This window comes from Alteromonas sp. CyTr2, from assembly GCF_947311905.1.
Taxonomy (GTDB): domain Bacteria; phylum Pseudomonadota; class Gammaproteobacteria; order Enterobacterales; family Alteromonadaceae; genus Alteromonas; species Alteromonas macleodii.
Genome location: NZ_CAMZMZ010000019.1, coordinates 20,337 through 41,394, shown reverse-complemented (window position 1 = coordinate 41,394; position 21,058 = coordinate 20,337). Strand labels below are relative to the sequence as shown.

Annotated in this window: 22 protein-coding genes; 21 read left to right on the top strand and 1 reads right to left on the bottom strand. The window is 45.1% G+C overall.

What is annotated here, in order from left to right; genetic code table 11:
• Positions 1-8: 8 nt before the first annotated feature.
• The 21 genes from yidC to QME20_RS11450 all read left to right on the top strand — a co-directional run bounded on the left by yidC (position 9) and on the right by QME20_RS11450 (position 20,407).
• Positions 9-1,667: a membrane protein insertase YidC gene (gene yidC, locus QME20_RS11550; RefSeq protein WP_049586373.1), complete on the top strand. Its 1,659-nt coding sequence runs from the start codon at positions 9-11 to the stop codon at positions 1,665-1,667.
• Between the two features lie 64 nt (positions 1,668-1,731).
• Positions 1,732-2,214: a YajQ family cyclic di-GMP-binding protein gene (locus tag QME20_RS11545; protein ID WP_039228889.1), complete on the top strand. Its 483-nt coding sequence runs from the start codon at positions 1,732-1,734 to the stop codon at positions 2,212-2,214.
• A gap of 2 nt (positions 2,215-2,216) precedes the next feature.
• The gene (gene mnmE / locus QME20_RS11540; protein WP_014951461.1) at positions 2,217-3,605 is read left to right on the top strand and encodes a tRNA uridine-5-carboxymethylaminomethyl(34) synthesis GTPase MnmE; all 1,389 of its coding nucleotides are present in this window, start codon (positions 2,217-2,219) and stop codon (positions 3,603-3,605) included.
• Between the two features lie 97 nt (positions 3,606-3,702).
• On the top strand, positions 3,703-4,140 hold the full coding sequence (gene mioC, locus QME20_RS11535) for an FMN-binding protein MioC (RefSeq protein WP_239217933.1): 438 nt from the start codon (positions 3,703-3,705) through the stop codon (positions 4,138-4,140).
• 27 nt (positions 4,141-4,167) lie between these two features.
• The gene (locus QME20_RS11530) at positions 4,168-4,836 is read left to right on the top strand and encodes a DnaT-like ssDNA-binding domain-containing protein (protein WP_187446846.1); all 669 of its coding nucleotides are present in this window, start codon (positions 4,168-4,170) and stop codon (positions 4,834-4,836) included.
• 6 nt (positions 4,837-4,842) lie between these two features.
• Positions 4,843-5,670 (top strand): ATP-binding protein, encoded by an 828-nt coding sequence (locus tag QME20_RS11525; protein ID WP_281715965.1) that lies wholly within the window; start codon positions 4,843-4,845, stop codon positions 5,668-5,670.
• A gap of 898 nt (positions 5,671-6,568) precedes the next feature.
• Positions 6,569-8,470, top strand: a complete 1,902-nt coding sequence (mnmG, locus tag QME20_RS11520) for a tRNA uridine-5-carboxymethylaminomethyl(34) synthesis enzyme MnmG (protein WP_014951457.1) — start codon at positions 6,569-6,571, stop codon at positions 8,468-8,470.
• Positions 8,471-8,788: 318 nt separating this feature from the next.
• Entirely contained in the window at positions 8,789-9,424 is a 636-nt protein-coding gene (gene rsmG, locus QME20_RS11515) for a 16S rRNA (guanine(527)-N(7))-methyltransferase RsmG (RefSeq protein WP_014951456.1), read from the top strand.
• A 35-nt stretch (positions 9,425-9,459) separates the two neighbouring features.
• Positions 9,460-10,254, top strand: a complete 795-nt coding sequence (locus QME20_RS11510; RefSeq protein ID WP_014951455.1) for a ParA family protein — start codon at positions 9,460-9,462, stop codon at positions 10,252-10,254.
• A 45-nt stretch (positions 10,255-10,299) separates the two neighbouring features.
• Positions 10,300-11,178 carry a ParB/RepB/Spo0J family partition protein gene (locus tag QME20_RS11505; RefSeq protein ID WP_014951454.1) on the top strand — a complete coding sequence of 293 codons (879 nt, stop codon included), beginning with the start codon at positions 10,300-10,302 and terminating at the stop codon, positions 11,176-11,178.
• A 206-nt stretch (positions 11,179-11,384) separates the two neighbouring features.
• Positions 11,385-11,771, top strand: coding sequence for an ATP synthase subunit I (locus QME20_RS11500; protein ID WP_014977839.1), 387 nt, complete (start codon positions 11,385-11,387; stop codon positions 11,769-11,771).
• Positions 11,772-11,872: 101 nt separating this feature from the next.
• Positions 11,873-12,706, top strand: coding sequence for a F0F1 ATP synthase subunit A (gene atpB, locus QME20_RS11495; RefSeq protein ID WP_012520223.1), 834 nt, complete (start codon positions 11,873-11,875; stop codon positions 12,704-12,706).
• A 99-nt stretch (positions 12,707-12,805) separates the two neighbouring features.
• On the top strand, positions 12,806-13,027 hold the full coding sequence (gene atpE, locus QME20_RS11490) for a F0F1 ATP synthase subunit C (protein WP_012520222.1): 222 nt from the start codon (positions 12,806-12,808) through the stop codon (positions 13,025-13,027).
• A 45-nt stretch (positions 13,028-13,072) separates the two neighbouring features.
• Positions 13,073-13,543 (top strand): F0F1 ATP synthase subunit B, encoded by a 471-nt coding sequence (gene atpF, locus QME20_RS11485; protein ID WP_014951452.1) that lies wholly within the window; start codon positions 13,073-13,075, stop codon positions 13,541-13,543.
• 14 nt (positions 13,544-13,557) lie between these two features.
• Positions 13,558-14,091, top strand: coding sequence for a F0F1 ATP synthase subunit delta (gene atpH / locus QME20_RS11480; protein ID WP_281715964.1), 534 nt, complete (start codon positions 13,558-13,560; stop codon positions 14,089-14,091).
• 13 nt (positions 14,092-14,104) lie between these two features.
• Positions 14,105-15,646, top strand: a complete 1,542-nt coding sequence (atpA, locus tag QME20_RS11475) for a F0F1 ATP synthase subunit alpha (protein WP_014951450.1) — start codon at positions 14,105-14,107, stop codon at positions 15,644-15,646.
• Positions 15,647-15,704: 58 nt separating this feature from the next.
• Positions 15,705-16,565: a F0F1 ATP synthase subunit gamma gene (atpG, locus tag QME20_RS11470; RefSeq protein ID WP_012520217.1), complete on the top strand. Its 861-nt coding sequence runs from the start codon at positions 15,705-15,707 to the stop codon at positions 16,563-16,565.
• Positions 16,566-16,598: 33 nt separating this feature from the next.
• On the top strand, positions 16,599-17,984 hold the full coding sequence (gene atpD / locus QME20_RS11465) for a F0F1 ATP synthase subunit beta (protein WP_281715963.1): 1,386 nt from the start codon (positions 16,599-16,601) through the stop codon (positions 17,982-17,984).
• A gap of 60 nt (positions 17,985-18,044) precedes the next feature.
• Positions 18,045-18,458: a F0F1 ATP synthase subunit epsilon gene (locus tag QME20_RS11460; RefSeq protein ID WP_014951448.1), complete on the top strand. Its 414-nt coding sequence runs from the start codon at positions 18,045-18,047 to the stop codon at positions 18,456-18,458.
• 199 nt (positions 18,459-18,657) lie between these two features.
• Positions 18,658-19,644, top strand: coding sequence for a hypothetical protein (locus QME20_RS11455; protein WP_239217919.1), 987 nt, complete (start codon positions 18,658-18,660; stop codon positions 19,642-19,644).
• 163 nt (positions 19,645-19,807) lie between these two features.
• Positions 19,808-20,407, top strand: coding sequence for a glutathione S-transferase family protein (locus QME20_RS11450; protein ID WP_039228873.1), 600 nt, complete (start codon positions 19,808-19,810; stop codon positions 20,405-20,407).
• A 23-nt stretch (positions 20,408-20,430) separates the two neighbouring features.
• On the opposite strand, the gene QME20_RS11445 is transcribed toward QME20_RS11450, so the two are convergent.
• Entirely contained in the window at positions 20,431-21,012 is a 582-nt protein-coding gene (locus tag QME20_RS11445; protein ID WP_049586383.1) for a tRNA-uridine aminocarboxypropyltransferase, read from the bottom strand.
• Between the last annotated feature and the right edge of the window lie 46 nt (positions 21,013-21,058).

The following is a 21,058-nucleotide window of genomic DNA, read 5'->3' as shown; positions in this document are numbered from 1 at the left end:
AGACCTCTATGGAATCGCAACGTAGTTTTCTGATAATTGGCCTTGCGCTAGTTAGCTTTTTGCTTTGGCAATCATGGCAAAAAGATTATGGGCCACAGCCAGTTGTGCCTGTTGAGCAACAACAAACGCAAGAGACATCACAAGGCGTACCGTCATTTAATGAAAATGGCAGCGAAGATGTACCTAGTAGTGATAGCGTTCCTGCTGCACAACCTATCGCAGCGGCGCAAAGCTCAAACCGCATTATTGAAGTAAAAACCGATACGCTTGATTTACGCATCGATTTGCTAGGCGGCGATGTAGTATCAGCAGACTTACTGAAGTTTCCGGTAGAGCAAGGTTCGGATATTCCTTACAGCCTACTTCGCTCTGGCAACGGTCTTTATGTAGCGCAAAGTGGCCTAATAGGTGCTCAAGGGCCTGATGCAAGCAGCAGTGGCCGCCCGGTGTATAATGCACAAAGTGACTATTATGAAATGACTGGCGACACCCTTGTTATTCCTCTTACATGGAAAAACAACCAAGGCTTGTCAGTTACCAAAACTTTCACTTTCACTAAAGGTCAGTACGACGTAAACGTGAGCTATAACGTTGAAAATGGCACCGGCAGCGCAGCAACAGTTCAGCCGTATGCGCAGCTTAAGCAAGTGATGGAGTTTGAAGACGACAGCAACATGTTTATGCCAACGTACCGTGGTGCCGCTTACTCAACGGAAGATGACCGTTATCAAAAGTACTCGTTTGACGAGATTGAAGATGACAACCTACGCGAAACCACGAAAGCGGGTTGGGTTGGCATGCTTGAACATTACTTTGTATCAGCATGGGTACCTTCACAAGAGCAAACTAACACGCTTTATTCTCGTAACCTGAAAAATCAGTATGCGGTAATTGGTGTATTATCGCCGTCTGAGAGCGTAGCGCCTGGTGAAACCAAAACCCTTGCGTCTACCCTTTACATGGGTCCTAAAGATCAAGAAAGCCTAGCGAAAATTGCGCGCGGATTAGACCTAACCGTTGATTACGGTATTCTTTTCTGGATTTCACAGCCGCTGTTCGCCCTTCTTACCTTCCTTCATAGCCTAGTTAATAACTGGGGTGTGGCAATTATCCTTATCACTATTGTAGTGAAAGGCGCGATGTACTGGCTAACTAAGAAGCAATACGAGTCAATGGCACGTATGCGCAACTTAGCACCTAAGATGCAGCAGCTAAAAGACCGTTTTGGCGACGACAGACAAAAAATGTCTCAAGCTATGATGGAGCTTTACCGCAAAGAGAAAGTAAACCCAATGGGCGGTTGCTTACCTCTTCTTCTGCAAATGCCTATCTTCCTTGCGCTTTACTGGGTACTGATGGAAAGTGTTGAACTACGCCATGCAGACTTTGTGCTTTGGATCACTGACCTTTCTACAAAAGACCCGTACTTTGTGCTGCCAATTCTGACTGGCGCAAGTATGTACCTATTGCAAAAACTTCAGCCAACCACCATTACTGATCCAATGCAGCAGAAAATCATGCAATGGATGCCGGTAGCAATGAGTGTATTCTTCCTGTGGTTCCCTGCAGGTCTGGTACTATACTGGCTAGTCAGTAACGTGATTACCTTGGTTCAAGCCAAAATGATTTATGCTTCAATGGAGAAGCGGGGCATCAGCAGTAAATAACACGCTGATCAATGAATTATACAGCCCGCCTATGCGGGCTGTTTTGTCTTAAGAGGAATAACCTGTGCCATCATTTGATATTGTTTCTGAAATCAACATGGAAGAAGTACGCAACGCCACTGAAAACGCAAGCCGTGAGCTATCAACGCGTTTCGACTTTCGCGGTATTGACGCGAGCTTTGAGTACAAAGATAAAACCGTGGTCATGAAAGCTGAAGCTGAATTCCAACTTCAGCAAATGGAAAGCATGTTTAGAACGGCGATGTCTAAACGTAACGTCGACACTTCATCTATGGATGTTAAACCCTACGATGCCCACGGTAAAACTTACCGTCAGACCATTACCTTTAAAGAAGGTATTGAGCAGCCGATGGCGAAGAAGATTGTGAAGCTGGTGAAAGACGCCAAAATCAAAGTGCAAACGGCTATTCAAGGCGAAGAACTTCGCGTAACAGGTAAAAAGCGTGATGATTTGCAGCAAGTGATTTCACTGGTTAAAGAGTCGAACTTAGGCCAACCTTTCCAATTTAAAAACTTCCGCGACTAATTATGGAATCACTCACCCTTTCTACCGACACTATTACCGCACAAGCGACAGCGCCCGGTCGTGGCGGCGTAGGTATTGTACGTGTTTCAGGTCCTAAGGCTAAAGCCATCGCAGAGGCGTTAGTACCAAGCGCACTAACACCACGTCTTGCGACCTATACGCCGTTTGTTGATGCTAACAACAGCGTAATAGACCAGGGCATAGCACTGTTTTTTAAAGGGCCTAACTCATTTACCGGTGAAGATGTACTTGAACTGCAGGGCCATGGCGGTCAAGTTGTCATGGACATGCTGATTGATGCCGTGCTTGCAACGGGCGATGCCCGGCTTGCCAATCCAGGTGAATTCAGTGAACAAGCCTTTTTAAATGATAAATTAGACCTTGCGCAAGCAGAGGCGATTGCCGACTTGATTGATGCAAGTTCTAAACAGGCAGCAAAAAGTGCGCTGCGCTCGCTACAGGGTGAGTTTTCTACACAAATTCAAACGCTATCTGACCAAATCGTGCATCTTCGTATGTACGTAGAGGCGGCCATCGATTTTCCTGAAGAAGAAATTGATTTCTTATCTGACGGGAAAGTATCAGGTGACTTAAGCGCAATTATGCAAAGCTTAACCAAAGTGCGCGAACAGGCTAAGCAAGGCACCTTGTTACGCGAAGGTATGCAGGTAGTGATTGCGGGGCGCCCTAACGCAGGTAAATCGAGCTTATTAAACGCCCTGGCAGGACGTGATAGCGCCATTGTTACCGATATAGCCGGTACCACACGAGACGTACTTAAAGAGCATATTCACATTGATGGTATGCCTGTTCACATTATCGACACAGCAGGACTTCGAGAAAGCCCAGATAAAGTGGAACAAATTGGTATTGAGCGCGCGTGGCAAGCTATCAATGAAGCTGACCACGTATTATTCGTTGTAGACTCTACCGCAACTGCTGTTATCGACCCTTATGAAATATGGCCAGAATTTATGGCCCGATTGCCACAAGGCATCCCCGTTACCGTAGTTCGCAACAAGGCCGACCTTAGTACCTTAGATATTGGACAAAGTACAGTTGCCACCGAGCAAGGTGATATCTCAGTTATCAATCTATCAGCCAAAGAAGGTAGCGGCGTCGACACGCTAAAAGCACATCTGGCCAAAACCATGGGCTTCGATACTACAACTGAAGGTCAATTTATTGCGCGCAGACGACACATAGATGCACTCGACCAAGCCTACAGTTATGTAAGCACTGGCGAACAACAACTGCATGACGCTATGGCGGGTGAGTTGCTTGCTGAAGAATTGCGCTTGGCTCACCAGGCACTATGTGAGATAACCGGTGAATTCACGTCAGACGACCTACTTGGTAAGATTTTTTCATCGTTCTGTATTGGTAAGTAGCGCAACCAATAAAGTTATAAGTAAGATGGTGAATAACGTAACGGATAAGCCGTACTTACGTTAAGACGACAATTGTAAATAGAGAAGCGACCCAGTAATGAGCAAGCATTTTGAAATCATCGTTGGCACCATGTTAGGTGCCGCAGAATACGTGGCAGATGCCATTGCGGAAAAACTTGATGCGAGCGGGCACACCCACACTATTCACGCTGAACCAAATTTAGATGAGATTAAAACGGAATCAACGTGGATCGTGTGTACATCAACCCACGGTGCTGGCGAATTACCTGACAACATCCAGCCGTTCGCAAAACAGCTAGAGGACGCGGATTTAAGCGCAGTAAATGCCTATGTTATTGGGCTAGGTGACACCAGTTACGACACCTTTTGTTTCGGCGCAAAAGAAATGGAAAAGCATATTAAAAACGCAGGTGGCACGTTAATTACCGACGCGCTATACATCGATGTGCTAGAACACCCTATCCCTGAAGATGCCGCCGTAGAATGGTTTGACGAAAAGCTGGCCAATGCTTAACAAGCGTTTTTACGTGGAACCAATGCGATGAACAGCAACCTTACCCAAGCTGAACTAGCGGCGTTGCAATCTCCCCTTTCTAACGATTGCCGGGTACTGTATTTACTTGGGCTTCGAACAGGTGCAAATTCGGCAACGACATCGTCGGCACCTATTGATTATAAGCAATTATTGAATTTGCTAAACGGCGACAGCAAAGACGAGCCTTACCAACGCGGTCGTCAAATCAATAGCTTGGTGAAGCAGCTTGAACAAGTGGGTTTGGTTGCCCTGCCCCTTGAACTTGATCTTGAGCATACAATCAACGGGAAAACCCTACTTCTTCCGCTTCTAAGCGAGCCGCAGTCAGACTTCGACCAACTACATGTCCGTCATAGCGCCATGACCCCTAATTGGGCACCCAACAAGGCGTTGTTTGAAGAAATGGCCTCGCTACTTGGTATTATCGATAAAACATTTGATGACAACGAGGTGGGTGAATTCATTGCCTATTGGTTAGGAAGACCAAGTTCAGTGTTTAGCGAATTCCAATGGACACAAAAGTTTGCCAACAATATCAAGCGCAAGCGTCTCGCTTCAGGCTACGCCCCAACAAAGGTGGTGGGAACGCAACAAGTGAAAGTTGCAGCCGGCATAGAAGCAGATGATAATGCTAGAAAGCTGGTGGAAAAGTATGCCGCAACTAAGAAGAGTTAATTCGTTATGGATCGTATAACCGACAAAATTGCTAATTTAGCGAGAGCGCTCAACAAAGACGTCGATCCCAATCGTGAATACATCGACTATAAAACGCTGCGTAAGCAGTACGAGGCGAAAGCGAACGAAGAAGTATCACAACTACAGCAGCGTAGTAAAAAAGCGCGTGTAGAGGCTATTCATGGCCGTTCTGATCTGAATCCTAAATGGACCTTCGCCAACTTAGTTGAAGACAGTGACGATGTGATTGAAGCCGTATCTATAGCTCAGTCTTTTATTGCTGCTCATGACGACCCTGCATGGCGTCAAAGCGGCTCGCATATGATGCTGTTTTACGGCGATTACGGTCGTGGTAAATCACATATCGCCGGCGCCATAGCCCATCAACTTATAGAGCAGTACGAAATTTCAGTGCTTTATCGTCAACTGTCTACACTGCTTGAAATGCGCAATTTCTCGTTTGATTTTGGGGCTTCGGACAACGCGGGGCAGCGCTTCAGGGAGATCAATCAGGAACTGCTAGACGTTGATCTGCTTATTCTTGATGAGGTGTGTGTAAACGAAAGCGTGTTAAAGAAAAATGCGCAGAGTTGGTTTGGTAACCTGCTAAGACAACGCTTGGTAAACAAGAAAAACTGTATTTTGATCACCAATCACAATTTAGCCGAACTTCAAAATGCCCTTGGTCCTTACTGTTTTGAGTCGATTAAAGAGTACGATACTTACAAGGTTAGGTTCCAAGGCCCAAGCCGCCGTGAAGGCTTAACCATTGAACAAGAAGACATGCAAGGCTCTGTTTCACAGCCACGCTATCAACCCAACCAGGTGCGCTAATAGCACCTGGTTTCCTATCTCTCTCAAAACCTTGCCCTTACTCTGCTTGGTCTTTTCCTTCATTAAACCTTATTGCATGTTCCTGTTGTGCTAAGTAATAGCGAATCACTTAGTCTGTTGATCCCGCTTTTTACCAAAACGATACGGTTTCAATTCATAGATACACTCAACGATCTCCTTCAGTTAAACAAATAACCATTCTTTCAGACCCACTTCTACCTTATAAAAGTGACTGTATTTTGGTCAGCTCCTATGTTTTTCTCCTGAAAAATGGGCTGTTTTGAAAAAATAATCTTGTCGTTCATAAAAGCCTGCACATTTTTTGAAAATGTTGATAAATGCGATCGGGCGATCTAATCACAGCTTTTGGAAAAGATCTCCTCCACAATGAGATCACGCTATAACGCACGTAACTACACGATCTTTTGATCGCGATACATAAATAGCAAACATTTTATCCCCAGCTGGATCACATCTTGATCACCCCTGTGGATAGGATCCTACAAACCACTGTGTATAAGCTTTGATCGAAAAAAGAATAACTTTTCAAACGATTCGGGGTGTGGATAAAAAGGCCATTTATACACAAGTTTGAGGTAGGGTTATGGATCGGGGTTTCCCAATGTTATTGATCGCGTAACTTGATGATCTTTATGTGCTTTGATCGGTTACCCACAGATCTTGATGATCCTAATAAAAGTAAAAATAAACAGATCTAAAAGAGATCTTAAGATCTTATAATTCGATCACACCTTTTCAAAAACAGGTTTTGAGGAAAATTTAATCATTTTCTTTATCCAATAAGTCAGATAAAATACGCGCCCTTTTTTCAGCAGTCTCTGCGTGAGAAAAATTAGTTTTTAATCGGCTTATCGTAAGTTAATAGTGAGGTTTAACCATGTTTTATGCTGAAGCATTTGATGTCATCGTTGTAGGTGGTGGACATGCAGGTACAGAAGCGGCACTTGCAGCTGCTCGCATGGGTGCAAATACGCTGTTGCTCACTCACAATATTGAGACGATAGGCCAGATGTCGTGTAACCCTGCAATTGGTGGGATCGGTAAAGGCCATCTTGTAAAAGAGATCGATGCGTTAGGTGGTGCAATGGCACTGGCTATCGACAAAGGTGGTATTCAGTTTAGAACATTGAATTCTTCTAAAGGCCCAGCTGTTCGTGCAACGCGTGCGCAAGCGGACCGTACGCTTTACAAAAACGCTATTCGCGACATTGTTGAAAATCAAGAAAACCTAACCTTGTTCCAACAGAGCGTTGACGATCTGATTGTTGAAAACGATCAGGTATGCGGTGTTGTTACGCAAATGGGCTTGAAGTTTAAAGCCAAATCAGTGGTACTGACAGTGGGTACTTTCCTTGGCGGAACCATTCACATTGGCCTTGAAAACTATCGCGGCGGTCGTGCCGGCGATCCACCGTCTATCGCACTTGCAGATAGACTACGTGCGCTTCCGTTTCGTGTTGACCGTTTAAAAACTGGGACACCAGCAAGACTTGATGCTCGCTCGTTAGATTTTTCTGTAATGCAGCCTCAACCTGGTGACAATCCTACGCCGGTATTTTCGTTCATGGGTGATAGAACCATGCACCCTACACAGATCCCGTGCTATATCACCCACACTAACGAAAAAACCCACGATATCATTCGCGGGGGATTAGATCGCTCACCCATGTTTACTGGGGTTATCGAAGGTATCGGACCGCGCTATTGCCCAAGTATTGAAGATAAGATCACCCGTTTTGCAGACAAGACATCGCATCAAATTTTTGTTGAGCCAGAAGGTTTAAACAGCATTGAAGTTTATCCAAATGGTATTTCAACCAGTTTGCCATTTGACGTACAGATGAACCTTGTCCGCTCGATCAAAGGTTTCGAAAATGCGCACATTGTTCGCCCGGGCTATGCGATTGAATATGATTTCTTTGATCCACGCGATCTGAAACAAACACTGGAAACGAAGTTTATTCGAGGTTTGTTCTTTGCTGGCCAAATTAACGGTACCACTGGCTATGAAGAAGCGGGTGCGCAAGGGTTAGTAGCAGGCGCAAACGCAGCGCTACAAGTTCAAGAAAAAGACCCGATGATTTTACGCCGCGACCAAGCATACATGGGCGTACTTATCGACGACTTAGCCACCATGGGTACGAAAGAGCCGTACCGCATGTTCACTAGCCGTGCAGAATACAGACTACTGCTTCGTGAAGACAATGCCGATAGCCGTTTAACCGCGATGGGCCGAGAGATTGGTCTTGTTGATGATGCGCGCTGGGCGAAATTTAACGACAAGATGGAAGCGGTAGAAAGTGAGCTGCAGCGTCTACGCGGTCAGTGGATCCACCCTGATCACGCGGCAACGCCGGAACTTAATACCATGCTGAAAAATCCTGTGAGTCGTGAACATTCTCTTGAAGAACTGATCCGTCGACCTGAAATGACTTACGGTCAGTTAATGGAAATTGAAAGTGTTGGCCCAGGTCTTGAAGATCCGGTTGCTGCAGAGCAAGTGGAAATTCAAATTAAGTACGCTGGCTACATTGCCCGTCAAATGGATGAAATCGCGAAAACGCAGCGACACGAAAACACCCTGTTGCCGGTTGATATGGACTTCAGCAAGATTTCCGGCTTGTCGAACGAGGTTGTAGCCAAGTTAACCGAAGCCAGACCGGAAACAATCGGTAAAGCATCGCGTATTTCGGGCATTACCCCGGCGGCCATCTCTTTACTGCTGGTTTACCTTAAAAAACACGGCATGTTGCGCAAGCAAGAGAAAATCAGTGCGTAAAACACGCGCTTAACTCAACACATTACTCGCAGCGCTTAGTTTTTCCAATTTATTCGCGTATTATGATAATCATAATTGCCTAAACTATGCGAAAACTAGAAAAACTCGGCGCTTTTCACACTGTCCCATTGCACCAATTTACATTCGTTGTGCGGCTTTGATTAATTTATGTGCCTTCTTCAAGCGCACTTGTATCGAGCATGAAGAGCTGCAGTAACAAACGGCTGTAAATGAGCGGCAAATAACGATTCGCCACGCGTGTTTATGGTATGGACTGTGTAGAGCAAAAAACATTAACGCGAACAGACAGATTTTTCGATGACGATACAGCAAGAATTGCACACCATTTTGGTGTCTGGACTCGATGCCCTTTCACTAGATTTAAGTGATAAGCAACAGCAGCAGTTAGTTGACTATGTGCTGCTTATGGACAAATGGAATAAGGCGTACAACCTGACTTCTGTGCGCGATCCTAAGCAAATGATGGTGAAACACATTCTAGATTCGCTGGCGATTGTGCCCTTTCTTGATGGTAACAATATCATTGATGTTGGAACGGGCCCTGGCCTTCCAGGTATGCCGTTGGCAATCGCGTTTCCAGATAAATCATTCACATTGCTTGACTCATTGGGCAAGCGTGTACGGTTTATGACCCAATGTGTGCACACGCTTGGATTAACTAACGTAACTCCTGTGCAAAGCCGCGTTGAAGAGCACAATGGCGATACGCCTTACGATATTGTGCTAAGCCGAGCTTTCGCTTCGCTAAAAGATATGTTGCACTGGTGTCAGCATCTGGTAGATTCAGAAGGTCAATTTTTGGCGCTTAAAGGTCAGTTTCCACAAGATGAGATAGACGAAGTGAGTGATCACTTCCATGTGAGCAAAACGGAAAACCTCACTGTGCCAAATTTGGTAGGCGAACGACATCTGGTTTGGCTAAAAAAGAAATAGCCGAAAAATAGAAATAGACGAGAACAGGATCTAACGTGGCTAAGGTAATCGCGATCGCGAATCAAAAAGGTGGTGTTGGAAAGACAACCACCGCAGTTAACGTGGCAGCGTCAATGGCAGCAACCAAGCGTAAGGTGTTGCTCATTGATCTCGATCCACAAGGTAATGCGACCATGGGAAGCGGCGTTGATAAATACGACGTTGAATCTACGGCATTTGAATTGTTGATTGAAGAAAAGCCAATTAACGATGTTATCGTTAAAGCGACAAGCGGCAAGTATGACCTCATCGCGGCGAACGGTGACGTAACCGCGGCAGAAATTAAGCTGATGGAAATGTTTGCCCGTGAAGTAAGGCTTCGCAACGCGCTGAAGCCCGTTATGGATTACTACGATTTTGTCTTTATCGACTGCCCGCCTTCGCTAAACCAGTTAACTGTGAACGCCCTGGCGGCTGCCGATTCGGTAATGGTGCCTATGCAGTGTGAATATTACGCACTAGAAGGCCTCACTGCCCTTATGGATACCATTCAAAAATTGGCATCCGTAGTGAATCCAGAATTGAAGATTGAAGGCGTATTGCGTACTATGTACGACCCGCGCAATCGCCTTGCTAACGACGTTTCAGAACAGTTGAAGCGCCATTTTGGTGAACAGGTTTATCGTACGGTTATTCCGCGCAATGTTCGTCTAGCTGAAGCACCAAGCTTCGGTACGCCAGCGATGTACTATGATAAGTCATCGACAGGCGCTAAAGCCTACTTGGCACTGGCGGGTGAAATACTGCGTCGTAGGGACAAAACAACGCCTGCACAGGCAAAAGCAAGTTAAACGACAATAAGCTGAACACTATCAGCACATGCCATAGAGGACACTATGTCAGCACGTAAAAGAGGCCTTGGCCGCGGTTTAGATGCGCTACTCGCAACCAGCCAATCATCTGCTCAAAAAGAACAAGATGCCGCCGAGGTAAATTCAACCAACGGTGAGTTGAGTAAACTCCCTATTGAATACTTAGTGCCGGGCAAGTATCAGCCTCGTAAAGACATGTCACCTGAGGCATTAGAAGAATTGGCATCGTCCATTCGTGCGCAAGGTATTATTCAGCCTATCGTAGTGAGAAAAGTCGACGAGCACCGCTATGAAATCATTGCCGGTGAACGTCGCTGGCGAGCTTCACAACTGGCACAGCTAGACGAAGTACCTTGTTTGGTTAAGAACGTGCCTGATGAAGCGGCAGTGGCCATTGCGCTTATCGAAAATATTCAGCGTGAAGATTTAAATGCCATGGAAGAGGCGCAAGCCCTCGACCGTTTAATGAATGAGTTCGCGCTTACCCATCAAGAAGTTGCTGAAGCGGTGGGCAAATCACGCACCACAGTGACAAATTTACTTCGTCTGAATAATTTGAACGACGACGTGAAACTGTTAGTCGAGCATGGCGATATTGAAATGGGTCATGCTAGAGCGCTGTTAGCGCTAGAAGGTGATACCCAGTCGGAAACTGCGCAAGTAGTATCGGGCAAAGGTCTTACCGTGCGCGATACAGAAAAGCTTGTTAAAAAGCTTTTGGAGCCAGCTAAACCTAAGCCTGAGAAGAAAGTTGATCCCGATGTGCAAAACCTTATGACACGACTTTCAGAAAATTTAGGCACTCCTGTGAGTATTGACCACAATGCGAAAGGCAAAGGCAAGCTGACAATTAGCTTTAGCGACCTTGAACAATTAGATGGAATTATCTCTAAAATTCAATAGCTTAAAGTAAAATTACTAGAGAAGCTCCCTTTGCCTACCCGCAATTGATACGCTGTTCGGTGCAAACGCCGGACACTCTCCTTTCCGGTTATAGCAATAGAAAATTTTCAGAATAACTTTCAAAAAGCGTTGTACTGTTGAAAATTGTCGGTAAAACAGTATACTTCTGACGCTTTTTGTAAGACGTGAACAAGCTGCGAGTAAAAGTGACGAACAAGTTAGCAAAACGCGGGTTAGACCTCGCCAAGAAAGGGCTACTTTTTCAGGCTGTCACGGCCCTAGTCGTTACCGCTTTCGCAGGCGCCGCAGGAGGAAGTCATTCCGCCATGTCGGCAGCGGCAGGCGCTTTAATCAGCATTCTGCCGAACAGTGTTTTTATGGCTTTCGCGTTTCGTTACGCAGGTGCCAGTAAAAACGACCTTGTTGCACGGAGTTTTAGCCAAGGCTCAAAATTGAAGCTGGCACTGACAATCATTTTATTTGTAATTGCTTTTAAAGGCTTAAACGCCGCGCCATTAGAGATTTTCATGGCATTTGTGATTACAACCGCTAGCCACGGGCTAGCCATGTTTCATTACGGTACGAAAGAATAAAGACAGCGCGAGGCGTTGCGATAACGAAAACAACGTATTCGACCGATTGAGACAAAAGAACCAGTCACCAAATTTTTACACTTTACAACTTGGGTTAAACAATGGCATCTGAATACACTACCTCAGAATACATCAAGCACCACTTGACCAATGCCACCATGTGCTCTACTGACAACGGAATTGCTTTTAACAAAGCGTGTTCTGACGCCGGTTTTTGGGCATGGCATGTTGATACACTGGCATGGTCTATCGGTCTTGGTCTTCTTTTCCTAATTATCTTTAGAAGCGTTGCTTCAAAAGCGACAACCGGCGTACCTGGCAAAATGCAGGCGTTTGTTGAGCTTGTTGTTGAGTTTGTTGACGACAACGTTAAAAGCACTTTCCATGGTAAGAGCGCACTTATTGCGCCATTAGCACTGACTATCTTTGTATGGGTATTGCTAATGAACCTTATGGACTTGGTGCCAGTTGATCTTATTCCATGGGTATCTGGTCTTATCGGCCAAGCGGCTTTTGGCATGGATCCACACGACGTTTACAACAAGGCAGTTCCAACCACTGACCTTAACTTAACGTTCGCACTGGCTTCAGGCGTGTTTATTCTTATTCTTTTCTATTCAATCAAGATGAAAGGCATTGGCGGTTTTGCAAAAGAACTGACTATGCAGCCTTTCGGTCACCCTATCTTTATTCCGGTGAACTTTATTCTTGAAACCGTTACTTTGCTTGCGCGTCCGCTTTCACTAGCACTGCGTTTGTTCGGTAACTTGTATGCCAGTGAGCTAATCTTCATTTTGATTGCTACAATTGGTTATTTCCAGCTTCCACTGCACTTCATGTGGGCTGTGTTCCATATTCTGGTACTTCCGCTTCAAGCGTTTATTTTCATGATGCTTACCATCGTGTACTTAAGCCTGGCGTGTGAAGACCACTAAGCATTAACGGGTGTCGGTTTTGATTTTTAATCGACACCGTTTTTACAGAGTTTGACTTTTAAACATTAACTTTAAATTTAACTTAAATCGGAGACGTAAATGTTATACATCGCTGTTGCACTACTGATTGGTCTTGGTGCCCTAGGTACCGCTATTGGTTTCGGTCTACTAGGTGGTAAATTCCTTGAATCTGCTGCTCGTCAACCTGAACTAGCACCTCAACTACAAGTTAAGATGTTCATCGTAGCGGGTCTTATCGACGCCATCGCGATGATCGGTGTTGGTATCGCTCTATACCTATTGTTCGCTGTTGGTGCCTAATTCTACTAAACACTTTTTTAGCGAACTTTAAGAGGAGGGGCGATTGTGAATTTTAACGCCACTTTTATTGGTCAATTAATCGCCTTCGCTGTGTTCGTGGTGTTCTGCATGAAATATGTATGGCCTCCACTAATGGCAGCGATTGAAGAACGTCAGAAGAAAATTGCCGATGGGCTTGAAGCTTCTGAGCGTGCAGAGAAAGACCTAGAGCTTGCTCAAGCGAAAGCTACTGAGCAATTGAAAGATGCGAAAGCGCAAGCAGCTGAAATTATCGAGCAGGCTAAAAAGCGTGCCAACCAATTGGTTGACGAAGAAACGCAAAAAGGCCATGCGGAACGCGAAAAGATTATCGCTTCTGGTTATGCCGAGATTGAAGCTGAACGCAATCGTGCCAAAGAAGATTTGCGCAAGCAGGTTTCTGCACTTGCAGTAGCTGGCGCACAGCAAATCTTACAACGTGAAATCGATGCAAACGCACAAAACGACATTGTTGAAAAACTTGTCGCTGAGCTTTAATAGGGAGATGAGCCATGTCTGAATTGACAACCGTTGCTCGTCCTTATGCTAAAGCTGCTTTCGATTTTGCTGTCGAGAAAGATGCCGTTGCAAAATGGCAAGAAATGCTCGCCTTTGCAGGCGCTGTAGCAGCGAACAATGACATGCACCAGCTTTTGTCTGGTGCGGTTGCCGCTGACACGCTTGCCGACATTTTTAACAATGTTTGTGGTGAGCAACTCGACGAACACGGCCAAAACCTGGTTAAGGTTTTGGCTGAGAATAAACGTTTAGCCGCGTTGCCTGAAATTTCTACTTTGTTTGATGCATTTAAAGCAGATTACGACAAAGAAATAGAAGTGGACGTAACCTCAGCATCTACGCTGACTGATGCGCAACAAAATGAGTTGGTTGCATCTTTGGAAAAACGTTTGGCACGTAAAGTGAAGCTTAATTGTAACGTGGACCCTGCCCTGATCGCTGGAATGGTAATTAATGCCGGCGATACAGTTATTGATGGTTCCGTAAAGTCGAAATTGAACCGTCTAGCAGACGCGTTGCAAGCATAACGGGGATAAGAGCATGCAACTTAATTCCACTGAAATTGCTGAACTGATCAAGAAAAGAATTGAACAGTTCAATGTAAGCAGTGAAGCACGTAATGAAGGTACTATCGTCGCAGTAACTGACGGTATTATCCGCATTCATGGCCTTGCAGATGTAATGCAAGGTGAAATGATCGAGCTTCCTGGAAGCCGTTACGCAATTGCACTAAACCTTGAGCGAGACTCTGTGGGTGCAGTTGTTATGGGTCCTTATGCGGACCTTAAAGAAGGCGATAAAGTACAGTCTACTGGTCGTATTCTTGAAGTACCAGTAGGTAACGCACTACTAGGTCGTGTTGTTAACACACTAGGTGAGCCTATCGATGGTAAAGGCGCAATCGACGCTGCTGGTTTCGAGCCAGTTGAAAAAATTGCACCTGGCGTAATCGAGCGTCAATCGGTAGACCAGCCAGTACAAACTGGTTATAAGTCAGTTGACGCCATGATCCCAGTAGGTCGTGGTCAGCGTGAGCTTATCATCGGTGACCGTCAGTGTGGTAAAACAGCAATGGCTGTTGACGCTATCATTAACCAAAAAGGTACAGGCATTAAATGTGTGTACGTTGCGGTTGGTCAGAAAGCATCTACTATCGCTAACGTAGTACGTAAACTAGAAGAGCACGGTGCACTTGACCACACTATCGTGGTTGCAGCATCTGCATCTGAGTCTGCTGCGCTTCAATACCTAGCGCCTTACTCTGGTTGTACTATGGGTGAATTCTTCCGTGACCGCGGTGAAGACGCGCTAATCGTATATGATGATTTGTCTAAGCAAGCTGTTGCTTACCGTCAAATCTCACTACTACTTAAGCGTCCACCAGGCCGTGAAGCTTACCCAGGTGACGTATTCTACCTTCACTCACGTCTACTAGAACGTGCTGCACGTGTAAACGAACAATACGTTGAGCGTTACACAAACGGCGAAGTGAAAGGTAAGACAGGTTCATTGACTGCGCTTCCAATTATCGAAACGCAAGCTGGTGACGTATCTGCATTCGTACCAACTAACGTAATCTCAATTACCGACGGTCAGATCTTCCTAGAAACTGACTTGTTTAACGCAGGTATCCGTCCAGCGGTTAACGCTGGTATCTCGGTATCTCGTGTTGGTGGTGCTGCACAGACTAAAATCATCAAGAAGTTGGGTGGCGGTATTCGTCTAGCCCTAGCTCAGTATCGTGAACTTGCGGCATTCTCGCAGTTTGCTTCTGACCTTGATGACGCAACTCGTGAGCAACTTGAGCACGGTGAGCGCGTAACTGAGCTAATGAAGCAGAAGCAGTACGCACCACTTTCAATTGCTGATATGGGTGTATCTCTGTTCGCGGTAGAAAAAGGTTTCCTTAAGGGTATCGAGCTTAACAAAATTCTAGATTTTGAAGCCGCTCTTCACTCTTACATGAACAGCGAACACGCTGACCTTATGAAGACTATCAACGAATCAGGTAACTACAACGACGAGATTGCCTCTAAGTTGAACGACGCTTTAACAAACTTTAAAGCGACACAAACTTGGTAATCAATGGTGCTGGTGTTTAACCACCAGCGCAATTCGTTGAGTAATCGGAGAGATAGTCATGGCCAGCGGTAAAGAAATAAAAGGTAAGATTGGGAGTATCAAAAATACTCAGAAGATTACCAGTGCGATGGAAATGGTTGCTGCGTCTAAAATGAAAAAGGCGCAGGAACGCATGGCTTCTGGCCGTCCATATGCACAAAATATGCTTAAAGTGATTGGTCACATTGCAAACGGTAACCTTGAATATCGCCATCCTTATTTGGAAGAGCGTGAAGTCAAGCGCGTCGGTTACATTGTGATTTCCACTGACCGAGGCTTATGTGGTGGCTTGAACACCAATGAATTTAAGCTCGTCACTCAAGACGTCAAAAAATGGCGTGAACAGGGTGTAGAAGTGGATTTCGCTGCATTAGGTTCTAAAGCGTGCAGTTTCTTCAACCGCTTTGGTGGCAAGTTGCTTGCTGCTGAATCTGGTTTAGGTGACAAGCCGTCTGTGAGCGATGTAGTGGGTGTTGTACGCGTTATGCTTAAAGCGTACGACGAAGGACAAATTGACCGAGTATTCTTGGTATTCAATGACTTCGTTAACACCATGACACAGAAACCTGTGATCAATCAGTTATTGCCTTTGCCAAAGTCAGAAGACGAAGAATATCAACATCGTTGGGACTACATCTACGAGCCTGATCCAAAAGAAATTTTGGAAGCACTAATGGTTCGTTACATTGAGTCTCAGGTGTATCAGGGTGTTGTAGAAAACGCGGCGTCAGAACAAGCTGCGCGAATGGTTGCCATGAAGGCAGCAACCGACAACGCCGGTAACCTCATTGATGAGTTACAACTGGTATATAACAAAGCGCGTCAGGCTGCAATCACACAAGAAATCAGTGAGATTGTGAGCGGTGCCGCAGCGGTGTAGGCAAAGGTTTAAAAGAGATAACGAGGACAAATTATGAGTCAAGGTAAGGTCGTCCAAATCATTGGCGCCGTTGTGGATATTGAATTTCCACAAAATGCGGTACCAAGAGTTTATGACGCACTACAAGTTACCGAAGGTGACTTGTCAGGTCTAACCCTGGAAGTGCAACAGCAATTAGGTGGCGGTGTTGTTCGCGGCATCGCACTAGGTACTACTGACGGACTAAAACGTGGTCTTGCAGTAGAAAATACCGATAACCCAATCATGGTTCCAGTTGGTACGAAGACACTTGGTCGTATCATGGACGTATTGGGTAACCCAATCGACGAAGCAGGCCCAATTGGTGAAGAAGAGCGTATGTCTATTCACCGTGAAGCGCCTAGCTACGAAGATCAGTCTAGCTCTGTAGAACTACTAGAAACTGGTATCAAAGTAATCGACTTGGTTTGTCCATTCGCTAAGGGTGGTAAAGTTGGTCTATTCGGTGGTGCGGGTGTAGGTAAAACCGTAAACATGATGGAACTTATCCGTAACATCGCAATCGAGCACAGCGGTTTCTCAGTATTCGCTGGTGTTGGTGAGCGTACGCGTGAGGGTAACGACTTCTATCACGAAATGAACGAATCAAACGTACTTGATAAAGTATCGCTTGTATACGGTCAGATGAACGAGCCACCGGGTAACCGTCTACGTGTTGCACTTACCGGTCTAACAATGGCTGAGAAGTTCCGTGACGAAGGCCGTGACGTTCTATTCTTCGTAGATAACATCTATCGTTATACCCTAGCAGGTACTGAAGTATCAGCACTTCTAGGTCGTATGCCATCTGCGGTAGGTTACCAGCCTACTCTAGCAGAAGAGATGGGTGTACTTCAGGAACGTATTACGTCAACGAAGACAGGTTCAATCACTTCAATTCAAGCGGTATACGTACCTGCGGATGACTTGACTGACCCATCTCCAGCGACAACCTTTGCTCACTTGGATGCAACGGTAGTACTTTCTCGTGATATCGCGTCTCTTGGTATCTACCCTGCGGTAGACCCACTAGATTCAACGTCTCGTCAGCTAGACCCGCTAGTAATTGGTCAAGAGCACTATGACGTAGCACGTGGCGTACAGACTGTTCTTCAGCGCTATAAAGAGCTGAAAGACATCATCGCGATCCTAGGTATGGACGAACTATCTGAAGAAGACAAGCAAGTGGTATCACGTGCTCGTAAGATTCAGCGTTTCCTATCTCAGCCGTTCTTCGTAGCAGAAGTATTTACTGGTGCACCTGGTAAATATGTATCGCTAAAAGACACAATCAGTGGCTTTAAAGGCATCCTAGACGGTGAGTACGATCACCTTCCAGAGCAAGCCTTCTACATGGTTGGTTCTATCGAAGAAGCGCTAGAGAAAGCCAAGAAAGCATAATGACAGGGCTAGCAGTTGCTAGCCTAGCATCATGCTAACGTACCTAATCAGGAGGTTCACATGGCAATGACAGTACATTTGGACGTAGTAAGCGCGGAGAAAGCGATTTTCTCAGGTCGCGTTGAAGCGATTCAGGTGACAGGTAGCGAAGGTGAGCTGGGTATTCACCCAGGGCACGCGCCACTTATCTCTGCTATTAAACCTGGTATGGTGCGTTTGGTTAAACAGCACGGTGAAGAAGAAGTAATCTATGTTGCTGGTGGTGTACTAGAAGTACAACCTGGCAATGTTACCGTACTGGCTGATACCGCGGTTCGAGCTGAAGATCTTGACGAGCAGGCAGCAGAAGAAGCCAAACGACGTGCAGAAGAGCACATCGCCAACCCAGGCGCTGACTTTAACTACGCTGAAGCAGCTCACGAGCTTGCAGAAGCTATTGCTCAACTTCGTCTTATTCAGAAGTTACGCAAATAAAAAGCACAGCTTTGAAAAAACCCGCCAAATGGCGGGTTTTTTATTGCCGAACGAAAAGTGGTCGTTCACATTCTCTTACGTTTATTTTTATTGCTATCGCACTACACAAAGCTTATCGTTAGAGCGTTTTAACCGATTTAAATTAAAACGTAATCGGCGCTAATTCTAGTGCCACCTTTGCCTGTAACGAATTATAGAAATGAAGCTTAACCCGTATTCCAACATGCACAAAGGTGCCTCTATTGGATTTTTTCCTCTGCTAACAACACTGATTTTACTTTCAGTGCATTATTTTACGGGTGCGTTAGATTGGCCTGAAGTGGGAAATGTACGTGCACAGCGCGACTTCAACTCTGCTATTGGTATGTCGCTTATTACAGGATACTTTTGGTTTGCGCTTCGTTTAATGCATCAAAACGTGGCTAGCACCCTTATTTCTTTGCTTGTAAAAACCAATCAGCTTAGTCAGTTTTCGGCGCATAGGCGAGAACTCGCCATTGAATTTAGACACCATATTTTTAATGCAATCATCATTTCTATTATGATCACGATTGTGTACTGCATATTCGAAGGATTGATCACGGTAAAACAAGAAATACACGTTTTATTCTTAACGGCCACAGCCGTCCCCTTTTGGTTCTTGGCCATTTTATTTTTGTTTCAGATCTCCTCCAACATTAAGTACCTAACTTCTAAAGTTTTGCCCCAAGCCGGTGGGAATATTGACCGACTTAAGTCCATCATGACGATTTTAAAATTAGGAACAACCAACAGCATATTTGCGATGGGGGCACTGGCCATTTTTCCTATCTTTTGGTTGAAAAAAGACATTCCTTCCATTGATGTACTAGTAGTCACGTTCTTCACGGGCATAGTGAGCGTTTATCTATTTTGGCCGGTAATAAAGCTTAAAAGTATGCTTGAGAAAGAGCAGAAAGCTGCTGTTCTGCACCTTGAGGAAAACATAGAAGACGGTATTAAACGATGTGCAAAGCACGAAGAATTCTCTACAGCTGCGTCAATTGAGCAACTAGAAAGCGAAAAAGAACGAGTCTTAAAAATGGGGGCGCGGGTTTTTGCCCCAAGAGATAAGGCTAGAGTGGCTGCATGTATTGCGTTAATACCGATTTCTTGGGTTCTATTGTTCATTGTTGAATGGTTAATTCAACTCTCTCGCTATCATTAGTCTATTCGGGTCTGTTGTTCTTTGCCTTATCTTTTCGCAGCGGTCTATGTGGTATTTAGACAAGGCACGCTTAACCCCTTCTCGCACCCTAACAGCTATTAATAATTGTCGTATTCACATTGCGTTGGTATGGTAAATCTTCTTAGGTCATAGAGATATCATTATGCGAATATACGGCGACACGCGTTCAGGAAACTGTTACAAACTCCAACTGCTTCTTTCTTTGTTAGGTAAAACCTGCGAATGGATTGATGTGGACATTATGAAAGGAGAAACACGCGCTCCTTCTTTCCTAGAAAAGACCCCTAATGGGAAAATTCCGTTGCTTGAACTAGACGACGGCAGGGTGTTGTCAGAATCCAATGCCATCATGCACTACCTGGCATCTAACACTCCTTTAATCCCCTCTTCTCCCTATAGTTTTTCGCAACTTTTACAGTGGCAGTTTTTCGAACAATACAGTCACGAGCCTTATATCGCCGTTGCTCGCTACATCAATGTTTATTTAGGGCTACCCGAGGACAGGAAAGCGGAGTACGAATCTAAACAAGCGGGTGGATATCGAGCACTAGCTGTCATGGAGCATCAACTTAAAACTACCCCGTTTTTGCTAGGTGACACGTTAACTCTTGCGGATATTTCATTGTTTGCGTATACCCACGTTGCCCACGAGGGCGGGTTTGACCTTTCCGCCTATCCTGCCATTCGAAATTGGATAAGTTTAGTCAAAGATCAAAAGGGCTTCATTCCCATGAACGCGTAATGTGCGCTAAACGAAGTTCTACGCTACAAATGCCTTCTATGTGACATAGGGCCTTGCCACTTATCTTGTAAGGCTGTCTGCGCTCTGTAAAGCCCAGAAACGTCGATTTGATCTAAGCACTGTAGTGCATAAGCTGTTGCTTCTAGCGTAGAGAGGGCATTGCTTAATGTCGTATGACGAATAGCATAGTTAGAAGTGGGTGCAGAAATGAAGTGAAACGCTGGTAACTTTGTTAACCATGGGTTCTGTTTAACTAGACCAAATGCTTGTTTCCAACTTCCATCTATTAGAATTAGCGTTGTGATCTCAGAACGTGCAACGGCATCGACATTTTCTATCGGTGTACTGCATTCACTTGGGTAAACAAGCACTGAATGTCGACGTGAGCAGTGTTCGGATAGGGATTGCATAGCGACGACATCATTAGCAAGTATGATTCGCGTCGAAGGAATACACAATGAAACTAAGCGCGCCGTATTCTTGGCGTGAAGTGCTTCTTTTTCGTGTTGAATTATCACAATCTCTAACGATGTATCTACTGTGTTAATGTGAGAGCAAATACAGGTTTTTTGAGGATATCCACAGTGTTCACAATAAAGGCGCATAACTGAATTTCTTTATTCTCTTTTGAACGTTTATCGCACTTATTAA